Source organism: Actinocrispum sp. NPDC049592 (genome assembly GCF_040675465.1).
Lineage (GTDB): Bacteria > Actinomycetota > Actinomycetes > Mycobacteriales > Pseudonocardiaceae > Kibdelosporangium.
Genome location: NZ_JBFAPA010000009.1, coordinates 231,264 through 249,624, shown reverse-complemented (window position 1 = coordinate 249,624; position 18,361 = coordinate 231,264). Strand labels below are relative to the sequence as shown.

The 18,361-nt window shown below is 65.9% G+C and carries 13 protein-coding genes and 1 pseudogene; 4 read left to right on the top strand and 10 right to left on the bottom strand.

Features of this window, described 5'->3' with window-relative positions; genetic code table 11:
* Positions 1-337: 337 nt before the first annotated feature.
* A complete protein-coding gene (locus tag AB0J95_RS24065) occupies positions 338-1,594 on the bottom strand; it encodes a tyrosine-type recombinase/integrase (RefSeq protein ID WP_364761718.1) in 1,257 nt (418 codons plus the stop codon).
* A gap of 1,126 nt (positions 1,595-2,720) precedes the next feature.
* Between AB0J95_RS24065 and AB0J95_RS24060 the strand changes: the two genes are divergently transcribed.
* Positions 2,721-3,850, top strand: a protein-coding gene (locus AB0J95_RS24060; RefSeq protein ID WP_364761715.1) for an IS3 family transposase whose coding sequence is annotated in 2 segments (ribosomal slippage) — positions 2,721-2,988 and positions 2,988-3,850 — 1,131 coding nt in all. Because the reading frame shifts where the segments join, the coding sequence is not laid out codon by codon here.
* A gap of 303 nt (positions 3,851-4,153) precedes the next feature.
* Here AB0J95_RS24060 and AB0J95_RS24055 read toward each other — a convergent pair.
* Positions 4,154-4,636, bottom strand: coding sequence for a LuxR C-terminal-related transcriptional regulator (locus tag AB0J95_RS24055; RefSeq protein ID WP_364761712.1), 483 nt, complete (start codon positions 4,634-4,636; stop codon positions 4,154-4,156).
* A 17-nt stretch (positions 4,637-4,653) separates the two neighbouring features.
* Here AB0J95_RS24055 and AB0J95_RS24050 point away from each other — a divergent pair.
* Positions 4,654-4,914: pseudogene (locus AB0J95_RS24050) on the top strand (transposase family protein); the annotation flags it as partial.
* Between the two features lie 952 nt (positions 4,915-5,866).
* Positions 5,867-6,199, top strand: coding sequence for a hypothetical protein (locus AB0J95_RS24045; protein ID WP_364761709.1), 333 nt, complete (start codon positions 5,867-5,869; stop codon positions 6,197-6,199).
* A 51-nt stretch (positions 6,200-6,250) separates the two neighbouring features.
* Here the strand turns inward: AB0J95_RS24045 and AB0J95_RS24040 are convergent, their stop codons facing one another.
* From AB0J95_RS24040 to AB0J95_RS24005, 8 genes are all read right to left on the bottom strand, one after another.
* Entirely contained in the window at positions 6,251-7,567 is a 1,317-nt protein-coding gene (locus tag AB0J95_RS24040) for an ISL3 family transposase (protein WP_364761706.1), read from the bottom strand.
* Positions 7,568-7,903: 336 nt separating this feature from the next.
* The gene (locus tag AB0J95_RS24035; protein ID WP_364761704.1) at positions 7,904-8,152 is read right to left on the bottom strand and encodes a hypothetical protein; all 249 of its coding nucleotides are present in this window, start codon (positions 8,150-8,152) and stop codon (positions 7,904-7,906) included.
* The gene (locus AB0J95_RS24030; protein WP_364761702.1) at positions 8,152-10,920 is read right to left on the bottom strand and encodes an ATP-binding protein; all 2,769 of its coding nucleotides are present in this window, start codon (positions 10,918-10,920) and stop codon (positions 8,152-8,154) included. Before AB0J95_RS24030 ends, AB0J95_RS24035 begins: the two co-directional genes overlap by 1 nt.
* Before the next feature lie 266 nt (positions 10,921-11,186).
* Positions 11,187-12,938 (bottom strand): hypothetical protein, encoded by a 1,752-nt coding sequence (locus tag AB0J95_RS24025; protein WP_364761699.1) that lies wholly within the window; start codon positions 12,936-12,938, stop codon positions 11,187-11,189.
* A 368-nt stretch (positions 12,939-13,306) separates the two neighbouring features.
* Positions 13,307-14,035, bottom strand: a complete 729-nt coding sequence (locus AB0J95_RS24020; RefSeq protein ID WP_364761696.1) for an integrase core domain-containing protein — start codon at positions 14,033-14,035, stop codon at positions 13,307-13,309.
* A gap of 284 nt (positions 14,036-14,319) precedes the next feature.
* Positions 14,320-14,778: a hypothetical protein gene (locus AB0J95_RS24015; protein ID WP_364761693.1), complete on the bottom strand. Its 459-nt coding sequence runs from the start codon at positions 14,776-14,778 to the stop codon at positions 14,320-14,322.
* Between the two features lie 23 nt (positions 14,779-14,801).
* A complete protein-coding gene (locus AB0J95_RS24010; protein WP_364761690.1) occupies positions 14,802-15,716 on the bottom strand; it encodes a hypothetical protein in 915 nt (304 codons plus the stop codon).
* Entirely contained in the window at positions 15,716-16,645 is a 930-nt protein-coding gene (locus AB0J95_RS24005) for a hypothetical protein (RefSeq protein ID WP_364761687.1), read from the bottom strand. The genes AB0J95_RS24010 and AB0J95_RS24005 overlap by 1 nt, the downstream gene beginning before the upstream one ends.
* A 327-nt stretch (positions 16,646-16,972) precedes the next feature.
* On the opposite strand from AB0J95_RS24005, the gene AB0J95_RS24000 reads away from it, so the two are divergent.
* Positions 16,973-17,956, top strand: coding sequence for a hypothetical protein (locus AB0J95_RS24000; RefSeq protein ID WP_364761684.1), 984 nt, complete (start codon positions 16,973-16,975; stop codon positions 17,954-17,956).
* The last annotated feature ends 405 nt before the right edge of the window (positions 17,957-18,361 follow it).

The following is an 18,361-nucleotide window of genomic DNA, read 5'->3' as shown; positions in this document are numbered from 1 at the left end:
TGGTTGATTTTTTTGCCGAGCCCGAAGAATATCGAGCGTCATTGCAGAAACGATATAAATTACCTTGCAAAAGTCTATAAACTAATGGGGCTCTTCGAACTTGACCGGGGTCCAATTGGCCGTGATGCTGCTGGGCAGGCAGTGGCAGGGCCCGTGACTCTGTGAGTGATCATGTCTGTTGTCGAGGCAGAACGATCACAACAGAAGAGCCACGGGCATGGTCAACGATGCCCATCGACCGCATTTTGATCGTCGACACGGCGCAGGACGTTGAAGCGGGGTTCTACCCCTGGACAGTGCGTGACGAGATCCAACTGACCAACGTCCGATCTACTCCCTAGTTAGCGCTGTTGTGGGTCGTGTCGATGAGCTTGGCGGCGTCTGGATTGAGGATGCCGCGCTCGATGTAGTGCTTCTCGGTGGTCTGGATGCTGGACTGGCGCAACTGGTCGGCGATCTGGCGCGAACTCTGGCCAGCCTCGGCGAGAACGGTGGCGACGGTCTTCCTTCCAACGTGTGTCTTGAAGTCTGGGTAGCCGATTCGAAGCCGGAGGCGGCGGACGGAGCGTTGGACGTTGGACGGATGTCGCCAGCCGAGCGTGCCGGAGGGGAACACTGGTTCCATCGTGCCCGCGCCGATCGCTGCCATCGCTGGCGCACGGAGCAGTAGCAGGCTGTGCAGGAAGGCGGGAAGCGAAAGGACGCCGCGGGAGCTGGCTGTCTTGCCTTCGTTGCGCACCGACCCTTTGCCTGTCACGGCGACGATGTTTCCGTTGAAGAACACGGAGTGCGGCGGCAACTTGACGCGGTTGCCATCTGGCGCGACCACGATCTTTACCTCGTCGGTGAGGTTGAGGTCGTACCACCGCACAGCCAGGGCTTCGCCGAAACGGCAGCCAGTACCGAACAGGAAGCGGACGAGGTCGGGTAGGTCTGCCCGCTTGGCCTTCTTGTCGGCGTCCATCTTGGTCAGGAAGTCGGCGAGTTCGTCCGCGTCGTATGCGCGTGCGGCTCGCTTGGAACCGCCCTCGATCTTGCGGACCGAGGCGACCGGGTTGACGGCCAGCACGTCGTGGTCGATGGCGACCTGCATGATCCCGGAGATGCAGGCGCGGATGCCGCGGAGGGTCTCGGCCGCGATCGTGGGATTGTCTCTGCGGATTCCGTCGAGCACGTTCTTGATCCGGCCCGCGCTGCATTCGCGAAGCAGCAGCTCGCCCATTCGAGGTGTGATGTAGTTGCGGATCCGGCCCTCGTACCGGTCGTACGTGGTGCCCGCTCGGCGTTGTCGTACGTCATCGAGGTACAGCGTGGCAGCGTGATGGACGCGCGACGAAGTCGTCAGAGTCGTGGTGTTGTTGCCAGCTCGCGCTTTCAGGTCGGCAATCAGTGCGCGGGTCGCCTTGGTCTTCGACGTGCCGGTGCGCTCGACCTGCCGGGTCTTGCCGTCAAAGTCGCGGAACTGGGCGCAGTCCTTCCACGTGCCGGGCGTAAGTCCTTCAGGCAGCGTCTTTTCCGGCCGCCAACGGCCGTCGTGGCGGTAGTAGGTCCGGATCTCGCCCCAAGACCCAAGGGGGAGTGGTGGTCGCGCCATAAGGAACCTCCCATGCCGTTAAGCATGGGTTTAGCATGGTTCCGACCGTTCTTAAGGGATTTGACGCACTCATTAGGCGGCCCTGACCTGGCCATACTGGTGCCCCCGGGCCGATTCCATCCGCAATCACACCAGTTCGCCGGCATCGTGACCTGCTGGTCCGTGTCGAGGTGCCTCTCGTAATGGAACGCCGGGCGAAACGGGGTGACCGGTGATCGGCTTGGCAAACGCTCAGGTGGTCCGGCTGGTGTCGGTTGTGATGGGCATGGTTATTGGGTTGACGTTCTTGTTCGGTTTCGGGAACGTGCTGAACCTCGGACTTCGGTTGGGAGTACCCGCGTACGTCGCGCCGTTGGTAGCACCTGCAGTCGATCTCACAGTTGTTGGACTACTGCTCGGTACTCGACACCTCGCTTTGCGCGGAGCGCCTGGCACGGTTCTGCGTCCAGCCAGGCGGCTGCTGTTGGTCGCGAGCTTGGTGACGCTGGCGCTGAACGTGGCAGATCCGGTCTTGTCAGGGCAGTTGGGCAAAGCTGCTTTCGACGCCGTGGGACCGTTGTTGTTGATCGGCTGGTCGGAGGTCGGGCCTGCGTTGCTCGGCGCCATGAATGCGGACCACTCGCCGATGGCTGACTGCCGGGCGAGCGCGTCAGTCGCCGAGCCTGCGGTCGATGATGTGGTGCCAGATTCTGACCGGCATGGCCTCGTCGCTGTAGCTGACGACCTGTTGGAGCGAGCGCGTGTTGAGGACGACCGCCATTGGGCTGAGCACTGCAGGCCGATCTCGGCCGAGACTCTGCGGCAACGACTTCAGATCGGAGCGGGACGATCACGGGCCTTGGTCAAAGCGGTACGTTCAGAGGCCGGATTCGGGCGAGCGGCGGGTCATGATCGCGATAAGGGTTCATCTCTTGGCGAAGAGAAAGCACCACTACGCTCTGGGCCTTCAGTCACAGGAGATCGATGAGGTCAACGGACGATGATTCAGATCGGCGACGAACAAATCTATCGGCAACGCGATCATGAGCCCTCGGAGTGGGTGCGCGTCCTTGACTGGGTCCCCTGAGAGTGGTCCATCGATTGTGAGTCCGATGCCCGATGATGGGTGTAGGAGGACTCGAAGACGATGACCCAGCGGCGTCGGCGGCATACGCCGGAGCAGATCATTCGCAAGCTGCGTGAGGGCGAGAGGCTACTTGGGCAGGGCAGCGAGTTGCCGGAGGTGCTCAAGCATCTGGAGATCACCGAGGCGACCTGGTATCGGTGGCGCAACCAGTACGGGGGTATGAAAAGCGAGGATGCCAAGCGGCTCAAGGAGTTGGAGCGGGAGAACGCTCGGCTGAAGAAGATGGTCGCCGAGCAGGCCCTGGACATCGACATGCTCAAGGAGCTCACCCGGGGAAACTGGTGAGCCCGGACCGCCGGCGCCGTGCCGTACAGGTGTTGCGACAGCGGTTCGGGGTGTCTGAACGCCGGGCGTGTGCAGTGGTCGGCCAGCACCGGTCCACCCAGCGCCGCCCGTCTCGCACACCCACCGATACGGAAACCGTGCTGCGGGCCCGGTTGTGGGAGATCAGCCGGGCGTATCCACGGTGGGGCTGGCGCAAGGCCTATTGGCTGCTGCGTGGTGAAGGCTGGGTGGTCAACCGCAAACGGATCCGCCGCTACTGGGCCGGGGAAGGACTCAAGCGGCCGGCCAGGACCCGCAAGCGGCGGCGGATCGGCCCGCAGCGGGGTGATCGGCTGGTCGCTATCCGGCCTGACGAGGTCTGGGCGTTGGACTTTCAGGTCGACGTCACCGCCGATGGCCGGCAGATCCGGTTCTGCAACGTGGTGGACGAGTTCACCCGCGATGCGTTGGCGACCGCGGCGGCTCGGTCGTTCAGCGCGGATGACACCACCGTCCTGCTGGACAAGATCGTCGCCGAGACGGGGCGCAGACCGGTGAACCTGCGCATGGACAACGGGCCCGAACTGACCGCGGCGGCGATGCGGGACTGGTGCCGGTTCAGTGACGTCGCCCCGGCGTTCATCGAGCCTGGCTCGCCTTGGCAGAACGGCTATAGCGAGTCGTTCAACGGCCGGTTCCGCGACGAGTTTCTGGCCACCGAACAGTTCGACACGCTGCTGGAAGCCCAGGTACTGGCCGAAGACTGGAGGATCGAGTACAACACCATCAGACCCCACGGATCACTGGGCGGACTGACCCCGACCCAGTTCCGTCTACAGTGGAACAATCAACCAGCACTCTCATAACCGCTGGACCACCAAACGGGGCCCAGTCAGCCGGAGCAGTCAACAGCACCAGACATCCGACGGCCGCGACCGCGGCCACCTTCTTTGTGCGGCCGCTTCCGGATAGTTGACCGGGAACAAGTCCACGATCGGGCATGCTTCCACCTCTCTGGGGACTCCTAGGCAACTACCGGATACCGCCGCTGCCCCTGGCCACCTGAAGTCGTTCTCTGGCAAGCCCAAGCGTGCCGATCGAGGGTGGATTGCGCTATTCGCCTTCAGGCGTATAAATGGCTCGAACCGCTCGACGATGCCGCCCTTGGCTCAGTGGGGATCGATGACGCTCAGATGGGGCAGCACTCGTGCTGCAGCGGACGCGCGATCGCGGACACCGAGCTGGTCGAAGATGTGCTCCATATGCTTGCGTACGGTGGCCACCGAGATGAACAACTCTCGCGCGATCTCCGCATTGGTCTTGCCCCGTGCCACCAGTTGCACGATCTGTATCTGGCGATCGCTGAGGTGAGGTATGCCCAGGCGGCGTTGTGCGTCCAGGTAGATCTCATACAGATGAGGCCGCAGCAACCGGAGTACCGTGCGCTCTCGGCCACCGAAGGTGGTGGGTAGCGTGAGGTGGAGTTCGATCCTGCGGGTGACACCCGGTTCCGACGGCAGCGTGACGATCATGAACCTATCCTGACTGTTCACATCGGACACATTGTCGGGCTGTGGTCCGTCATCCTCTGTCACTGGTGTGTCGATCTCGAGTTCCTGCCGGCCGGTTGCCCGAGTGACGGTCTGGCGCATCAGGATCTTCGCCTTGAAAGCACAAACGCCACGGTGTGAACCTGCAGGTGATCGCGTCTCCGGACGGCACGATCCTGTGGGTGTCCGGCGACTTGCCGGGGAGCACACATGACACCGCCGCCGCTTGGATCTGGAACATCCTCGCCGCACTCGAAGAGGCCGGGCTCATCGCCTTGGGCGACAAGGGCTACCACGGCTACGACGAGACCGGCCGACGGGTGATCACCCCCTACAAGGGGCGGAAGAAGCCGCAGTCACAGAAGGACGTCAACCGTAGCCCTCGACGACCTCGCCCGACAAGCCGGACTCGCCGCCTGACCCAGCCCATCCAAACCCCACCCAGCCACAAAACTTGACTCGATCATGACGACTCCGGTCGCCCAAAGCCCTTAGTGCTGGTAGCCGGATTCCGAACTGTTGCACGTCGCGATGGCTGCGCTTGCCGAAAATCTTATCCGTGCTGGTCAGACACTGCACACGATGACGTCGACGCCGTCCCTATTGGCTGGCGGGTGCTACGGCAGGATGACCGGCCGTGCTGCTGCGACTGGCCTACCTCGGACTGGCCAACACCTCCGCCCTGCTGCGCCTGCTCCCGATGAGCAACCGGGACAAAGACATCGAAATCCTCGCATTGCGCCACCAGATCGCCCTGCTGCAACGCCAACTCGGCGACACCAGGGTGCGGTTCAGCCCGGCTGACCGGGCGTTGCTCGCAGCGCTCCTGCACCGACTACCACGCCAGACCTTGCACAGGCTCCGCCTGTTAGTACGTCCGGACACCATCCTGCGCTGGCACCGCGACCTGCTCCGCCGACACCACGCCAGAATGTCGCGACCGAAACGCCCGGGCCGACCACGCACCATCCGGTCCATCCGAGTCCTGGTCGTGCGCCTAGCCAAGGAGAACCCGAGCTGGGGGCTACCGCCGCATCCACGGCGAACTCCTCGTCCTCGGCATCAAGCTCGCCGCGTCCACCGTGTGGCAGATCCTCACCAACGCAGGCATCGACCCCGCACCCAAACGCGCCTCCAGTACCTGGACCCAGTTCCTTCGCTCCCAAGCCGAGGCCTTGCTGGCCTGCGACTTCTTCGAAACCGTCACACTCACCGGCGCCCGCATGTACATGCTGGCCGTGATCGAACACGCCAGCCGACGGATCCGGATCCTCGGCGCCACAGCACATCCGACCGCGGCCTGGGGTGACCCAAGCCGTCCGAAACCTCGTCATGGACCTCGACGACGCCGGCTGCCGAGCGCGATTCCTGATCCGCGACAGAGACGGCAAATTCCCTGCCCTGTTCAACATCATTCTCGCCGACGCCGGGATCCAGGTCGTGCTGAGTGGCGTCCAGGCGTCTCGCGTGAATTCGATCATGGAGCGCTGGGTGCAGAGCTGCCGTCATGAACTGCTTGACCGCACGTTGATCTGGAACCGGCGGCACTTGCTCCACGCACTCCGCGAATACGAGGCAGTTCTACAACAACCACCGGCCTCACCAAGGTATCGCCAATGCCCAATCACTCCGATTGCTGCCATCGCCGATCGCCGACCAGGCTAAGATCAACGGCCTCGACATCCGCCAACACCCGCGTTTGGGGGCTCTTCGAAGTTATGCGGGGTTGAGGCATCCTTGGCCTTTGCGGGTGGTGGCGCAGCGGGTGCGGAGTCGTTGGCTGACTGGGTTGCGGAAGCCGTAGGCGTCGCGGGCGACGGTCTTGATGACACGGTTGGTGCCCTCGGATCCGGCGTTGGTGATGCCGGTGTCGAGGAAGGCGAGGATTTCGGGCCACCAGGCCGACATGGTGTTGGTCAGCCGCTCCAGTTCGGGCAGGCCGGCGGCGGCGCATTGCTCGTAGAAGCGCGACAGCCGGGTCCAGATCACCGCCCGGTCCGGGTGGGTGTGAGCCAGCGCGAGCAGGTCGAGCAGATCTTCCTTGGCGTTCCACGCGGCCAGGATCGGGGTGCCGATCGCCGCGGGCAGCGCCCGCAGGTCGTCGAGCATCGGGTCCAGGTGGTCCGCGTGCATCCGGGCGGCGGAGCGAGTCAGCCGGTTACGCAGTTCCCACTCCCGGTCGCCCTTGCGACCCCACCGGCCCCGCACCTGTGTCGTGACCCGGCGACGGACCTCGGTCAGGGCCTGGTTGGCCAACTGCACGAGATGAAAGTGATCCACCACCAGCCTGGCCCGCGGTAAGGCGGCGCGGACCGCGGCCTTGAAGACCGTGCACATGTCGATCGCCACGACCCTGATGCCTTGGCGCCAGGCCTCGTCCCACTGGGTGAGCCAGTCCCGCACGGCGACACTGGTGCGGCCCTCGACCTGCCCAAGCAGACCCTGACCTCCCGCGAGGTCCACAAACCCGACATGCCACCGATCCACCGTGATCTCCCAACACTGCTGTTCTTTATTCCACGTCCACTGTGGACGGCCCCGGCGGATCTCGTCGATTCCCAGCACCGCCACCGGCTGCGGCGTGCCGGGCAGCACCACAGCAGCGTGCGCGGTGAACGCCGCCGACACCACCGGCCAGGACAAGCCGTGATCACGCGCGGACTGCACGATCGTGCGCCCACCATCGGCCACCGCCACACCGGCCGCCCGCCGCAGACGAGTGGTCACCCGAGCCCGCGCCGGAACCTGCTCGACGGCCTCGGTGAACGTCGTGCGCTCGCATCCTTGCTGATCACAGTGCCACCGACGTTTGCGCCACCGTAGGTCCACCTGTCTGCCGGCCACCGGCAGGTCTCTCGGCCGGGTGGTCACCCACTCCTTGATCCTGCTGGCCGTCACTCCGCATCCCGGGCAGGCGCGGGCCTGCTCGTCCGCGGTGACCAGATGGACCACCGGCCCACCGTGTGCTGTCTCGTCGACCCGAACGACGGCCAGGCCGGCCAGGCCCAGCAGACGGGTCGTATCGTTGACCATGCCCGTGGCTCTTCTGTTGTGATCTTCCTGCGTAGACAACAGAAATGATCACTCACAGAGCCACGGGCCCTCACACTGCCTGAGCGGACGCGTCGCGACCAGTCAAACCCCGGTCAAGTTCGAAGAGCCCGTTTGGGCGGCGTCCTCAACGAATACCACCACGTCGCCTGACCAGCACGGATGATATTTTCGGCAAGCGCAACCTCAGCGATCAACCCAGTCCTGCTGCCGGAGAGTAGCGCCAGCCAGCCGAGCATCCGAAGCGTGATCAAGTACAGGAGACGGAACACCACGGATGGCGATCATGCAGGGTCTCCGCTACTGACGAACGCCAGGTCACAGCTCTACACCAAGTTCTGGCACGGAACAGCCTGTCCAGCTCTGGCGGAAGAACTTCTCAGCTTCCTCACGCCGACCGTTGAGCGTTCTCTCGACCTCCTCGGCGTACGCCTTGTAGTCGTCCTTGCGCGGTAAGGGCTGTTCGTCGTCGATCGAGGCGTCACCGTCCGACGTTCTCGCTTCGGCGGAGCGCGTTGGCCGCGATGGGGGTCCGGATGCCTCCGCCGGCTGGGTTTCCACGTCCATCACGGCTCCCTGGGCAGGCCGAGCACGGAGAGGGGCCAGGTCGTTTTCAGGTCGAGGAACTCCGTGGCCTCCAGGAAACGGTCGCCGGGTGTCAGCTCCTTGCTCAATTCCGCGATGGCCGCGTCGTACGCCCGGCTCCCGGTTATCACGGAACGAGCGGGCCGCCACATGTCCGGATGTGCCCGCAACCGCTCCAGCTGCTCACCCGCGGTCGTCCCGGTGAGAACCAGGCCCCGGGCCGCCCAATTCCCCGAGTCAGGATGCGGACCTGCCGAGGCAGGCGTCGCGCGCAACAGGCGCAGCACGTCGATCCAGCGGAAGCGACCGGCCTGCCACTCGACTTCCCGGCCGTCGCAGCCCAGGATGCCGTCGACCGTCCCCAGCGCCACGTCCGCCAGGTGCGCGGCCAGCACCTCGGGCTGGTAGTGAGCCGCGAGTCCGGTGTAGCGGGTCTCGATGGCGTCCTGCACGCGGTGTGCCACCGCGCATTCCAGCGTTCGCCGTTCGACTATGCGCAGCTCGTCCAACCATGCCGGGTCCGGGTTCGGCGCCGGCTTGCCCACTAGGTGCGCTACGGTGAGCAGTTCGATCCACAGGATGAACCGGGGTGATCCGGCCAGGCGCCCGGCGTGCCCGATCTCGCGCAGTGAGCACTGCCGGGTGTGGCACGTCGGCCCACAGACCGCGCTGCGCGGGCGCAGCACCGGTGGCGGTGCGGTGGCCGTCGTGGCTTCGCGGTCCTCGCCCAGGGGCACGTCAACGCGCACGGGGCGGTCCATGCCGTCGGTGAACATCACGGCCCGTCCGGGCGGCAGGGAGACGATGTGGCGGGACTGCTCGTCGTCGAGGTTCATGGTCGCGCCGACGGTCTCGCGGTCGTCCAGTGCCGGTAAGCGGTGGATGATTTTGAGTGCGGTGTTCTTGAGGACATCCGGGACGATCTTGGCCGGGATTTGTTCGGCGATGACGATGCCTTCGCCGTAGGCGCGGATCTCGGCGAGCAGTGAGGCGAACAGTTCGACGGCGTGGGCGGCGGGGGAGCCTTCCTCGGTGCGCTTGAGCAGTCGATGCGCCTCCTCGACGACCGTCACGTGCCGCAGCGCCGCTGGACCTGGGGAGCGCCTGGTGCGCAGGTGCTGGTGCAGGCGGATGAGCACGCTGCCGATGAAGAACGCCTTGTCCTGGTCGTTGCCGACGTCCTCGATCTCCAGGACGACATTGCGCCGCAACAGCTCCGCCACGTCGAGCGGGTGGCCGCCCTCGAAGAAGCGGCCCGGTGTGCCCAGGCGCAGGGTGCCGAGGCGGACGTCGATGAAGCCGCGGACGTTGTCGGTGATCTCCTTGCCGTATCCGATGTCCTCGACGACCTCCATCGCGGTACGTTGCAGGTCGGCCAAGGTCGGGTAGCGGGGGATGACGTCGGGCAGGCGGGACTCGCTCAGCACGGTGTCCCAGCCGAGGTCGGTGTAGCAGCGCGTCAGGGCGTGACTGAGTACCTGCGGGAACGGCTCCATGGCCTCGAACGCGGCCAGGAACAGCGCCCGCACCAGGTCGATGTGGGTCTGGATGGGGAATCCAGGTTCGGGCTCCAGCGGGTTGAGGCCCACTGGGAGGGCGTCCGGGTCGCCGGGCCGGATGACGACCACCTGGTCACCGCCGATGCGACCGGCCATCGCGGCGTACTCGGCCTTGGCCGGCTCGATCACCAGCCACGGCACACCCGCGTGGTGCAGTTGCTCGAGCAGGTGACGCACGGTCTGGGACTTGCCGCCGCCGGTGGCGCCGGCGACGAAGGTGTGGCGGTTGAGGGTAGCCTCTTCCACTCCGAACGACGCGGTCGGCCTGTCGGCCTTGTCGAGCACCTGCCCCAGTCGGATGGGGCCGTCGCGCTCCGGGGTCACGTCGAACGTCGCCAGCTCCACCAGCCGGATTCCGGGCAGTTCGGCACGCGGTGGCCGGGCCAGGGCCGCCAGCAGTTCGGCGCCAGCGGCGAAGGGCGACCGCGGCGCGCCCTCGTCGCCCGCTACCGGCAGCGCCGCCGACGCGAACGACCCGACCGCCTCTCCCGGGACCAGGGCGTAGGGCAGTTCGTCCAACTCGCTGGCGCCGCACAGCAACGTGGCGGCACTGCGCACCCCTGCCTCGGTCACGCCGCCGACGAGGACGTGGACGTTCCACATGCCGGCGGTCCTGGCCCGGCTCAGCTCGCGGTAGCGGGCCTGGGCGCGTTCCAGGGCGACGCGGTCGAACTCGGAGTTCTCCCGCTGCCGCAATCGCGGGATCGAGGTCGACAAGCGCACCAGTTCCCGGTCCACCACCGAGGCAGTCAGCGGCTCGGCGACCACCAACCAGGCGAAAGGCTCCCACGAGTGGGCGACGTAGTCGTCGAAACCGCCGCGTGCGCTGCTGTCGTCCGCTATCCACAGTGGATCGATGTGACCGGGGCACCTGACCCACAGAGGGAATTCCGCCAGGTCGATTTCGGTGGGTTCCGCGGTCGCGCCCGGTGGGTAGAGGATCGGGCCGCTACCCTTGCCCGCTGGCGGGAAGTACGGTCGTCCACCGACCAGGAATCGCAGCCGCTTCTCTCCGGGCATCCGGCACCATGCCGCGGCGATCGCCGCGCCGGCATCGCGGGACAGCTCGGCGTGCGCGCCGGACAGCGCCGCGAACAACTGGGCCGGTACCCGGTCCGGGGTAGACAGGTCGTCCGGCGGTCGTGGCGCCGACAGCACCCGGTGGAAGGAGAACCCGTCGAGAAGTTCCAATTCCTACCCCAATTCGCTCAATGCGCCACCGCCACCGCCACCCCCGCCACCGCCACCTCCGCCGCCGTCGGCTCCGCCACCCCCGCCGCCGTCGGCTCCGCCGGAATCTCCCGATTGCTCAATGGGCCAACGGTCCTTGCGGTCGGCTCGCGACAATGGGCGTTCCTCGTCCTCCATGACGTCGCCGTCCCCGAAGCACCCGCGTATACTCGGGTCCAATAATGTTCGGATGGCTTCTTTGTATTCACCCTCATTGCTCTCGAACTTCATGGAATCCTCCTTGTCCTGCGGAGCGTGATTCGCCGATCGTCGATGTCTGCCCGGTCCAAGGCCACGGTGCCGGGATTGCAGTCACCTGCTACTACCTGACGGCCGGCCTGAGTGGGTTGGACCAGGATGAAAGCGGTGGGAGCGAGTCCCTGGATGGTGGTCGGTTCGACGGTGAACTCGTAGACCCGGGAATAGGTGCGGCCATCGGTGGTCGAGTCGGCGACGGAGCGGCTGAACGTCTCCTGCCAGGTGCGCGCCCTGGACTCGGTGTGGGAGTGGTTGTCGCCTGTTCCGGTCGACCGGCTGGCGCCGACGCCGGCGAGGCCGAGGACCTCGCTGGTGTTCCAGTTGTGACCACCGGAGGTCGATGTTCCCTTCGCGAGGGAATCGCTGTCCTGGATACCCCGGCTCTCCCCGTCGCTGATGGTGAAGGTCCGACCGATCTGGGTGGTGACCTGGCTGAGGACGAACTTGTGGCCGTGGCCGATGAACTCCGCCGCCGTCTTCGCGCCGTCCCCGCCCAACTGCATCACGACGGTGGCGCTGTGGTGCCCGCCGAGCAGGCGATGCGTCTCGTCCCGCAGGTTCTCGGCCATCAGGACGAGCCGTACCCCGACCCGGGCCGCGTGACGGTTCAACTCCTCGACGTTGCGCCAACCCAGCCGATCGATGCCCGCGACGATCAGGGTCTGCCGCGATTGGCGGTCGGAGCGGGTACGCAGTTCGTGCAGGACGCGGTGGAAGAGCACCTGGTCGGTGACCTCCTTGCGCCGTAGATGCATTCCGGTCGTGACGATCACGTGCAGTCCGCTGTGTGGCCACAGCCCGACTTGCGGCGAACGCCCTCCTGCGGACTCGGTTTGTGCCAGCAGGTCCACCACGGAGATCAGGAACGGCAGGTCTTGGCGGGCCCGGTCGTCGGCGGTGACGACGGCGTCCGTCCGGGCCGACAGGCGAACCACCTCATCGGAGGTCAGCCGACCATCGGCGTCGGGATTCGTCCGGAGCAGGACGCGCAACCCGGCGGCAAGCCTGGCGAAGGTGACCGGTGGCCGTAACTCCTCCGCCACCACCCGCAGCAGGGCCGCGTCGGTGAAGCGCAGCGTGGTCCGCCCGTCTTCGGCGCGCAACGAGTCGATCGCCTCGACCAGGACTTCGACGAGTTCATCGACCGCCAGACCGCCCAGCAGGTCCAGTTGCGCGAGGCTCTCGGGAAGCTCCGTGTGATGTGCCGGAAATCCCTGCGCTGACGTGAAGGCGGCCAGCCCACCGCCGACGTACTGCTCGGTGAAGTCCAGCAGCAGCGTCGGCCCGCCAGGGGTCCCCGATCCGAGGGTGGCCAGCAGGCTGGCCCAACCGTCGCCGGTCCCGCCGACCACGTCCAGCCGGACCACGTGCGGATCGAGGTGCAGGGGCAGCCACCGGACTTCCGTTGCCTGAACTCCCTGCTCGGGTCCGACCGCGCGGACTGGCGGTCGTCGCTGCCTTCCCGGCCAGTCCTTGCGTTCCATCTTCACACGCCGCCGTGCGGCGCTCAACCGGAGCCTCGCCCACACGAGTGAGCCGATGCTCAACCCGACGCCGAGCACCAGTGCACTGACGGGAACGACGAGCGACGCGCCGTGCAGCATCAGCACCAGGCCCGCCAGGACACACGATCCGGTCAACTGCAGGCCAGGCCGCCACCGCGCTTTCGCCCGCTCATACTGTTTCTCCCGCAGTTCGGTGGACGCGGGACGGCGTGGCATCCGCTGCTGCCCACTGATAGGGCGAGCCGGTGCCATGGCCGCGACACACTGCCAACCCACCCGACCCGCTGGGCCGATCAACCTCTCGGCCAGGACTGCGCCATTCGAGCGAGGTTCCACGCTCTCCCCCTGAGAGCCGGCTGATCTTTTTGGTTGCCATTCGAATGAGCAACGTTCCTCGCGGCGCGGGAAGCCTGTCAACCTGTCGGCGACATGTTGCACGGAATGGCGCAGCATGGCCCAGGACCGCACGCTTGCGGTTCCGATTGTTCACTCCCCGTGGGGGTCGAAATGGGTCAGGGCCAAGGCGATGGTGTACCGTGCCAAAACTCGTGAGTTAGCCTGTGATCTGTGGTTTTGTGATCGGTTCAGGCAGCGCGTCGGTATTCGTTGATCACTCCGCCCAGGACACGATGTCGGCGGATCGGGTCATCGAGTGAGATCGCGGCGGCAGGGTCGTGGTTGGGTGGTCGTTGCTCGCGGCCCTGGTGCGGGCGGTGGTCGTTGTAGTGTCGTGCGTACTGTTCGAGCACTGTGATGGCGTGCCGTTCGTTGTGGATCGGCATCTGGTCGGTGCACTCGGATCGGACGGTGCGTACGAACCTTTCCGCGTAACAGTTTGCTCGGGGCGTTCGTGGCGGGGACTTCACCGTGTCGATGCCCTCGGAGGCGAACACTGCGTCGAACGACGCAGCGTATTTGATGTCTCGATCGCGGATGAGGAATCGGAACCGGGAGATCCGTTCGTCGAGGTTCATCAGTAGGTTGCGGGCGGCCTGAGTGGTCCAGGCGGCGGTCGGGTGCGCGGTGACGCCGAGGAGGTGGACCCGACGGGTGCGGACCTCCATTACGAAAAACACATACAGACGGCGCAGGCTGATGGTGTCCAGGTGGAAGAAGTCGGTGGCCAGTAGGCCCGTTGCTTGGGTGCGTAGGAAGGTGCTCCAACTGGTGTCCGCCTGCCAAGGTGCGGGACCGATATGGGCGGCAGTGAGGATGCGGCGGATCGTGCCCGCGCCGATGTGGTGTCCGAGCTGGGCGAGTTCTCCCTGTACGCGGCGATGTCCCCACCGAGGGTTCTCCCGGGCCAATCGCACGGTCAACTCGCGAAGTGTCGGCTGCCAGGCTGACGGGTTCTGTCGCAGACGCAATCTGCGACAGAACCCGTCAGCCTGGCAGGTGACACGATGCGACCTACTCGCGCACGGTGGCTGCCATGGGGCCTGATTGCGGCAGGCGTGCTCACTGCTGCGAACGGGCCTTGTGCTATCCCTTGTCGGTGACATCTGGGAGGTCGCTGATCGGAAGGTCCTCCAGATCTTTGAAGGCACCAACCAGATCCAACGCATGGTGATCGGCCGCGAACTCCGCCGTTAGCGGCTTACCCGAAGTCGCTAGCCACGTCCCGCACGTCGGGGTCGATGCTGTCGTGCGCCGTGCGGCACAGCTGCGCCAGCGCCTCGGTCAAACCCAGGTGGTGCAGCAGTTCGGCCATGCGCCGGTAGGCATCGCCGTCGTCCTCCTCCGTCAGCAGCCGCGACACCGCAGGCGGCACCACGACGGCGGCACGGTCGTGGGGAAGCCGGCCCAGCAGTTCGCGCACGGCCAGCGTGTCGCTCTCACTAAGCGCTGTCTTCAGCAGGGGATCGAGCAGCTCCAGGATGACGTCGGTGCCCAGGAACCGCAGGATGGTGAGTGCGTCGCGCCGCGAGCCGCCTCCCAATTCCGCCTTGGCCCCCTCGATCGTCGCGACGCGGTTCAGACGTAGGTCCACCAGCGCCTGCTGGAGGGTTTCGGCGGCCTTCGCGGCGGTGGCCCACGGCCCCCACGAACCGGTCACAGTGACCAACTCCCGTTCGTCTGTCAGGACTTCGGTTTCGAGTCGACGTACTCCCAGGGGAGGTCGGCGACCAGTGCTCCGAATGCCGCGGCCGTCATTGCCACCGTGGGGTAGATCGTACGGTGACCGTCGGGCCGGTGGCCGCCGACATCCTCACCGTCGGCGTGGATTCCCAGGCCCTCGGGCAACTCGGCGTCGGCGGACAGCACGTGGTAGTGCCCGGACAGCGGCGCCTTGTTCGGGTCGGTGAACGTCGACTTCCCCTTCACCTCGTCGGTTGGCGAGGTGGGCTCGTAGGGGCCGACGATGGCATCGGGCGAGTCGACCTGGAGGTCGCGGTCAAGCCGCACCTCCTTGGGCTGCGACTTGTTGCCGAAAGCGTGGAGGTCTTCGCGGGTTTCGTCGCCGTTTGCAGCCGCAGCGGGGACGTCACCTTCCGCCGTCTCAGGCTCGGCGTCGGTGTCCGTCTCGGCGGCCTCGTGGCCGGGAGTGTCGGCGTCGGAGGTCCCGTTGGTCGCGGTCGACTCGCGGTCGACCGAGTCGTCGGCGGCCTCGACATCTGCGGCTTCGGTATCAGTCTCGGCGGCCTGTGCCTCAGCATCGGCGTCAACGGGCTTGTCGTCGGTGGCCTCGGGCTCAACGTCGGGCTCCGTGCAAGCGTCCGCCCCCCCGATGTCCTCGCGCCCTGCGTGCTCGTACCGGATCGGCTCGGCTTCGTCCACAGCGTCGGCGTCGGTGCGGACCTCGGTGCTGTCGTTGTCCCCGGTCTCGACATCGGTGGCCTCTTCGACGTCAGACGCCTCGTCTGCATCAGTCACCTTCTCGGCGTCGATCACCTCGTCGGCGTCCAATCGTGGTCCCACCGGCGATTCCACGCTGTCCGGCAGACCGAGCTCGCCGAGCTCCTGGCTCGGTTCGAATGCCCCGTCGACGCTCATCAGGCCGCCTTCCGCTTTGTCTGGCCGAACACCGCGGTCGGCCAGGCCGTGGTCAGGTCGAGGAACCGGGTCGCTTCGAGTAGCCGGATCCGGTGGTCGCCCGGCGGGCTCAGCCGGTCCAGCGCCGCGTCCACCGCAACCGGGTCTCCATCGCCCGTCACGACCGATCGGGGCGGCAGCCAGAGGTCGGGGTGGGCTCGCAGCTCCGCCAGCTGACCCGCCGCGGTCATGGCGCGGAGGCGGAGACCGCGCGCCGCCCACGCGTCCGTGTCCGGGTGACGCGGATCGCCTGGCGCGGCCGATCTGAGCACGCGCAGCACGTCGGCCCAGCGATGGCGGCCCGCCTGCCACCACACCTCGGCCTCGTCGCACCGCGACGGCTTCCCATCGAGCGCGCACAGGGCCACCGCGACCAGGTGCTCGGCCAGCGCCTCCGGCTGGTAGTACGCCGTCAGCCCGGCGTACCTGGTGTCGATCGCCGCCTGGACGCGGTGCGCCACCGCGCACTCCAGGGTTCGGCGGTCGGACACGGTCCGCAGCTCCGTGAGCCACCATCGGTCCGGACGCGGGGCCGGTCTGCCGACCAGGTGCGCCGCTGTCAGCAACTCGATCCACAGCACCACCTGCGGGTTCTCGGCCAGTTGAGCCGCCCGGTTGACCTCACGTAGCACGCATGGCCGGTTACGGCACTCCGCTCCGCACGCGACGCTTCGCGTTGCGGCCACGGTGACTGACCTGGCCGCCAGGACGCGCTCGCGATCCTCCCCCAGCGGTACGTCGACGCGTATCGGCCGATCCATCCCATCGGTGAACACCACGGCTCGGCCGGGTGGCAGCGACACGACGTGCCGGGACTGGTCCGGGTAGAGGTTGACCGTGCCGCCCAGCAGCTCACGGTTCGACGATCGCAGGACAACCTTGCCCGTCATCGGTGCCTCGTCGCGACGACGATCGGCTGTCGAGATGCTGGACGGGCTGCTTCCTATCCTTCGACCTGAGTACCTCACCGCTGATCACCAGCTCTGTCACGCTAATGCGAGGAAAGGGCGTTGCCTGGACAGCATGATCAATTGTGTGATCAGCCAGTCGGCTGAAGTATCCCACTGTCATGTAGAGGGTGCCGAAGTGTCTTTCGGCCCTGTCTCCATGTATCGGAGAACGCGAACATCGGCCAAGTGAGAGGGAAAGTGATGAGTGGTATATCGAATCCGAAGTTCGCGAGACTGAGCGGCTGCATGTGTGCAGGGCTGGCGATGATGACGATGACGGCGGCAGCGCCAGCTCACGCTGTTTCCGACACCCAGCCAGGCATCCTCGGGACGCCCCCTGGTTTTACTGACAGTTACACTGTCGCGATCAACGACGCGGGAAGCGTGCTCGGGACGGTACAGCTCGGCAATAGACCGCCAGTTCGCGCGGTCCGCTGGGACAATCATGGCCGCGCCACACAACTAGACCTGCCGTCCGGTACCGACAACAGTGCGGCCACCGGAATCAACAACCACGATGTGGCGGTCGGCGCTGTCGACAGATCAGGAACACACACACGTGCCGTGCGATGGGATCGTCGTGGGCACGTCACTGAGCTGGACCTGCCGCCGGGCAGTACCACCAGTCTTGCCCGCGGCATCAACGACGCTGGCGTCGTGATGGGCCAGGCGTGGATGACCAACGGCGATGCTCATGCGGTGCGCTGGGACATCCAAGGTCATGTGACTGACCTTGGAGTCCTGCCCGGACACACGAACAGCGACGTGATCGCGAGCAACGACCAAGGCGTCATCGCTGGCACGTCCTGCCAACAAGACGGCGGATGCCGCGCGGTCCGTTGGGGACGTGACGGCCGCATCGAGGAGTTGGACCTCCTGCCAGGCTACGTTGGAAGTAGTGCGAGCGGGATGAACAACCGCGGCACAGTAATCGGCGGATCGTGGGCGAGCAGCACCGTCGCGGCAGCTGTGCGATGGGATCGCGCAGGCACGATAACCGTGGTCCAAGCGCCCAGCCCGGAGGACACCGAGATCGGTCTGGTCGCCATCAACCAGGTGGATGTTATCGCTGGCATGGTCTTCCGGCCCGACGGTGTCATCCGCGCCGCGCGATGGGATCAGCGAAACCACGGCACCATCCTGGATACAGAGTCAACCTGGCTCAGCACACCCGTGGTAGACATCAATGACGCCGGGAGCATTGCCGGAACCGCCGCGGCGATGGACGGCAGCCCCTATGCGGTGCGATGAGACCACCGCGGTCACATCACCTACGTAGGTGCAATTCCTGGCGTTCGCGGTCACGTCATCGCACTCAACAACGCTGGCGGCATGATCGGCTGGTCGTACACCCCCGATGGCCACTTGCAAGCTCTGCTATGGCGCAGCTAAAGAGTTTCGCCGAAACAGAAAATCAATTCGGGATCGGGATAGCAGGCGGGGCGGATCTCTCCGTCCCGTGTTGGGGGTTCTGGAAGGCGCTGGGTGACAGGCAGTTGGTTTACACCATGCTCGACCAGTGCGTAGGAGACTTCAGCTGGTTGGCTATGTCCCATTGTGGGGGTTGAGCCGAACTGGTTTGTGCTGCTCGGAAGAGCGACGTCGGGCACCTGGGGAGGGGTCCGGTGAGTTTTGGAATTGGCGTGGTGATCCTTG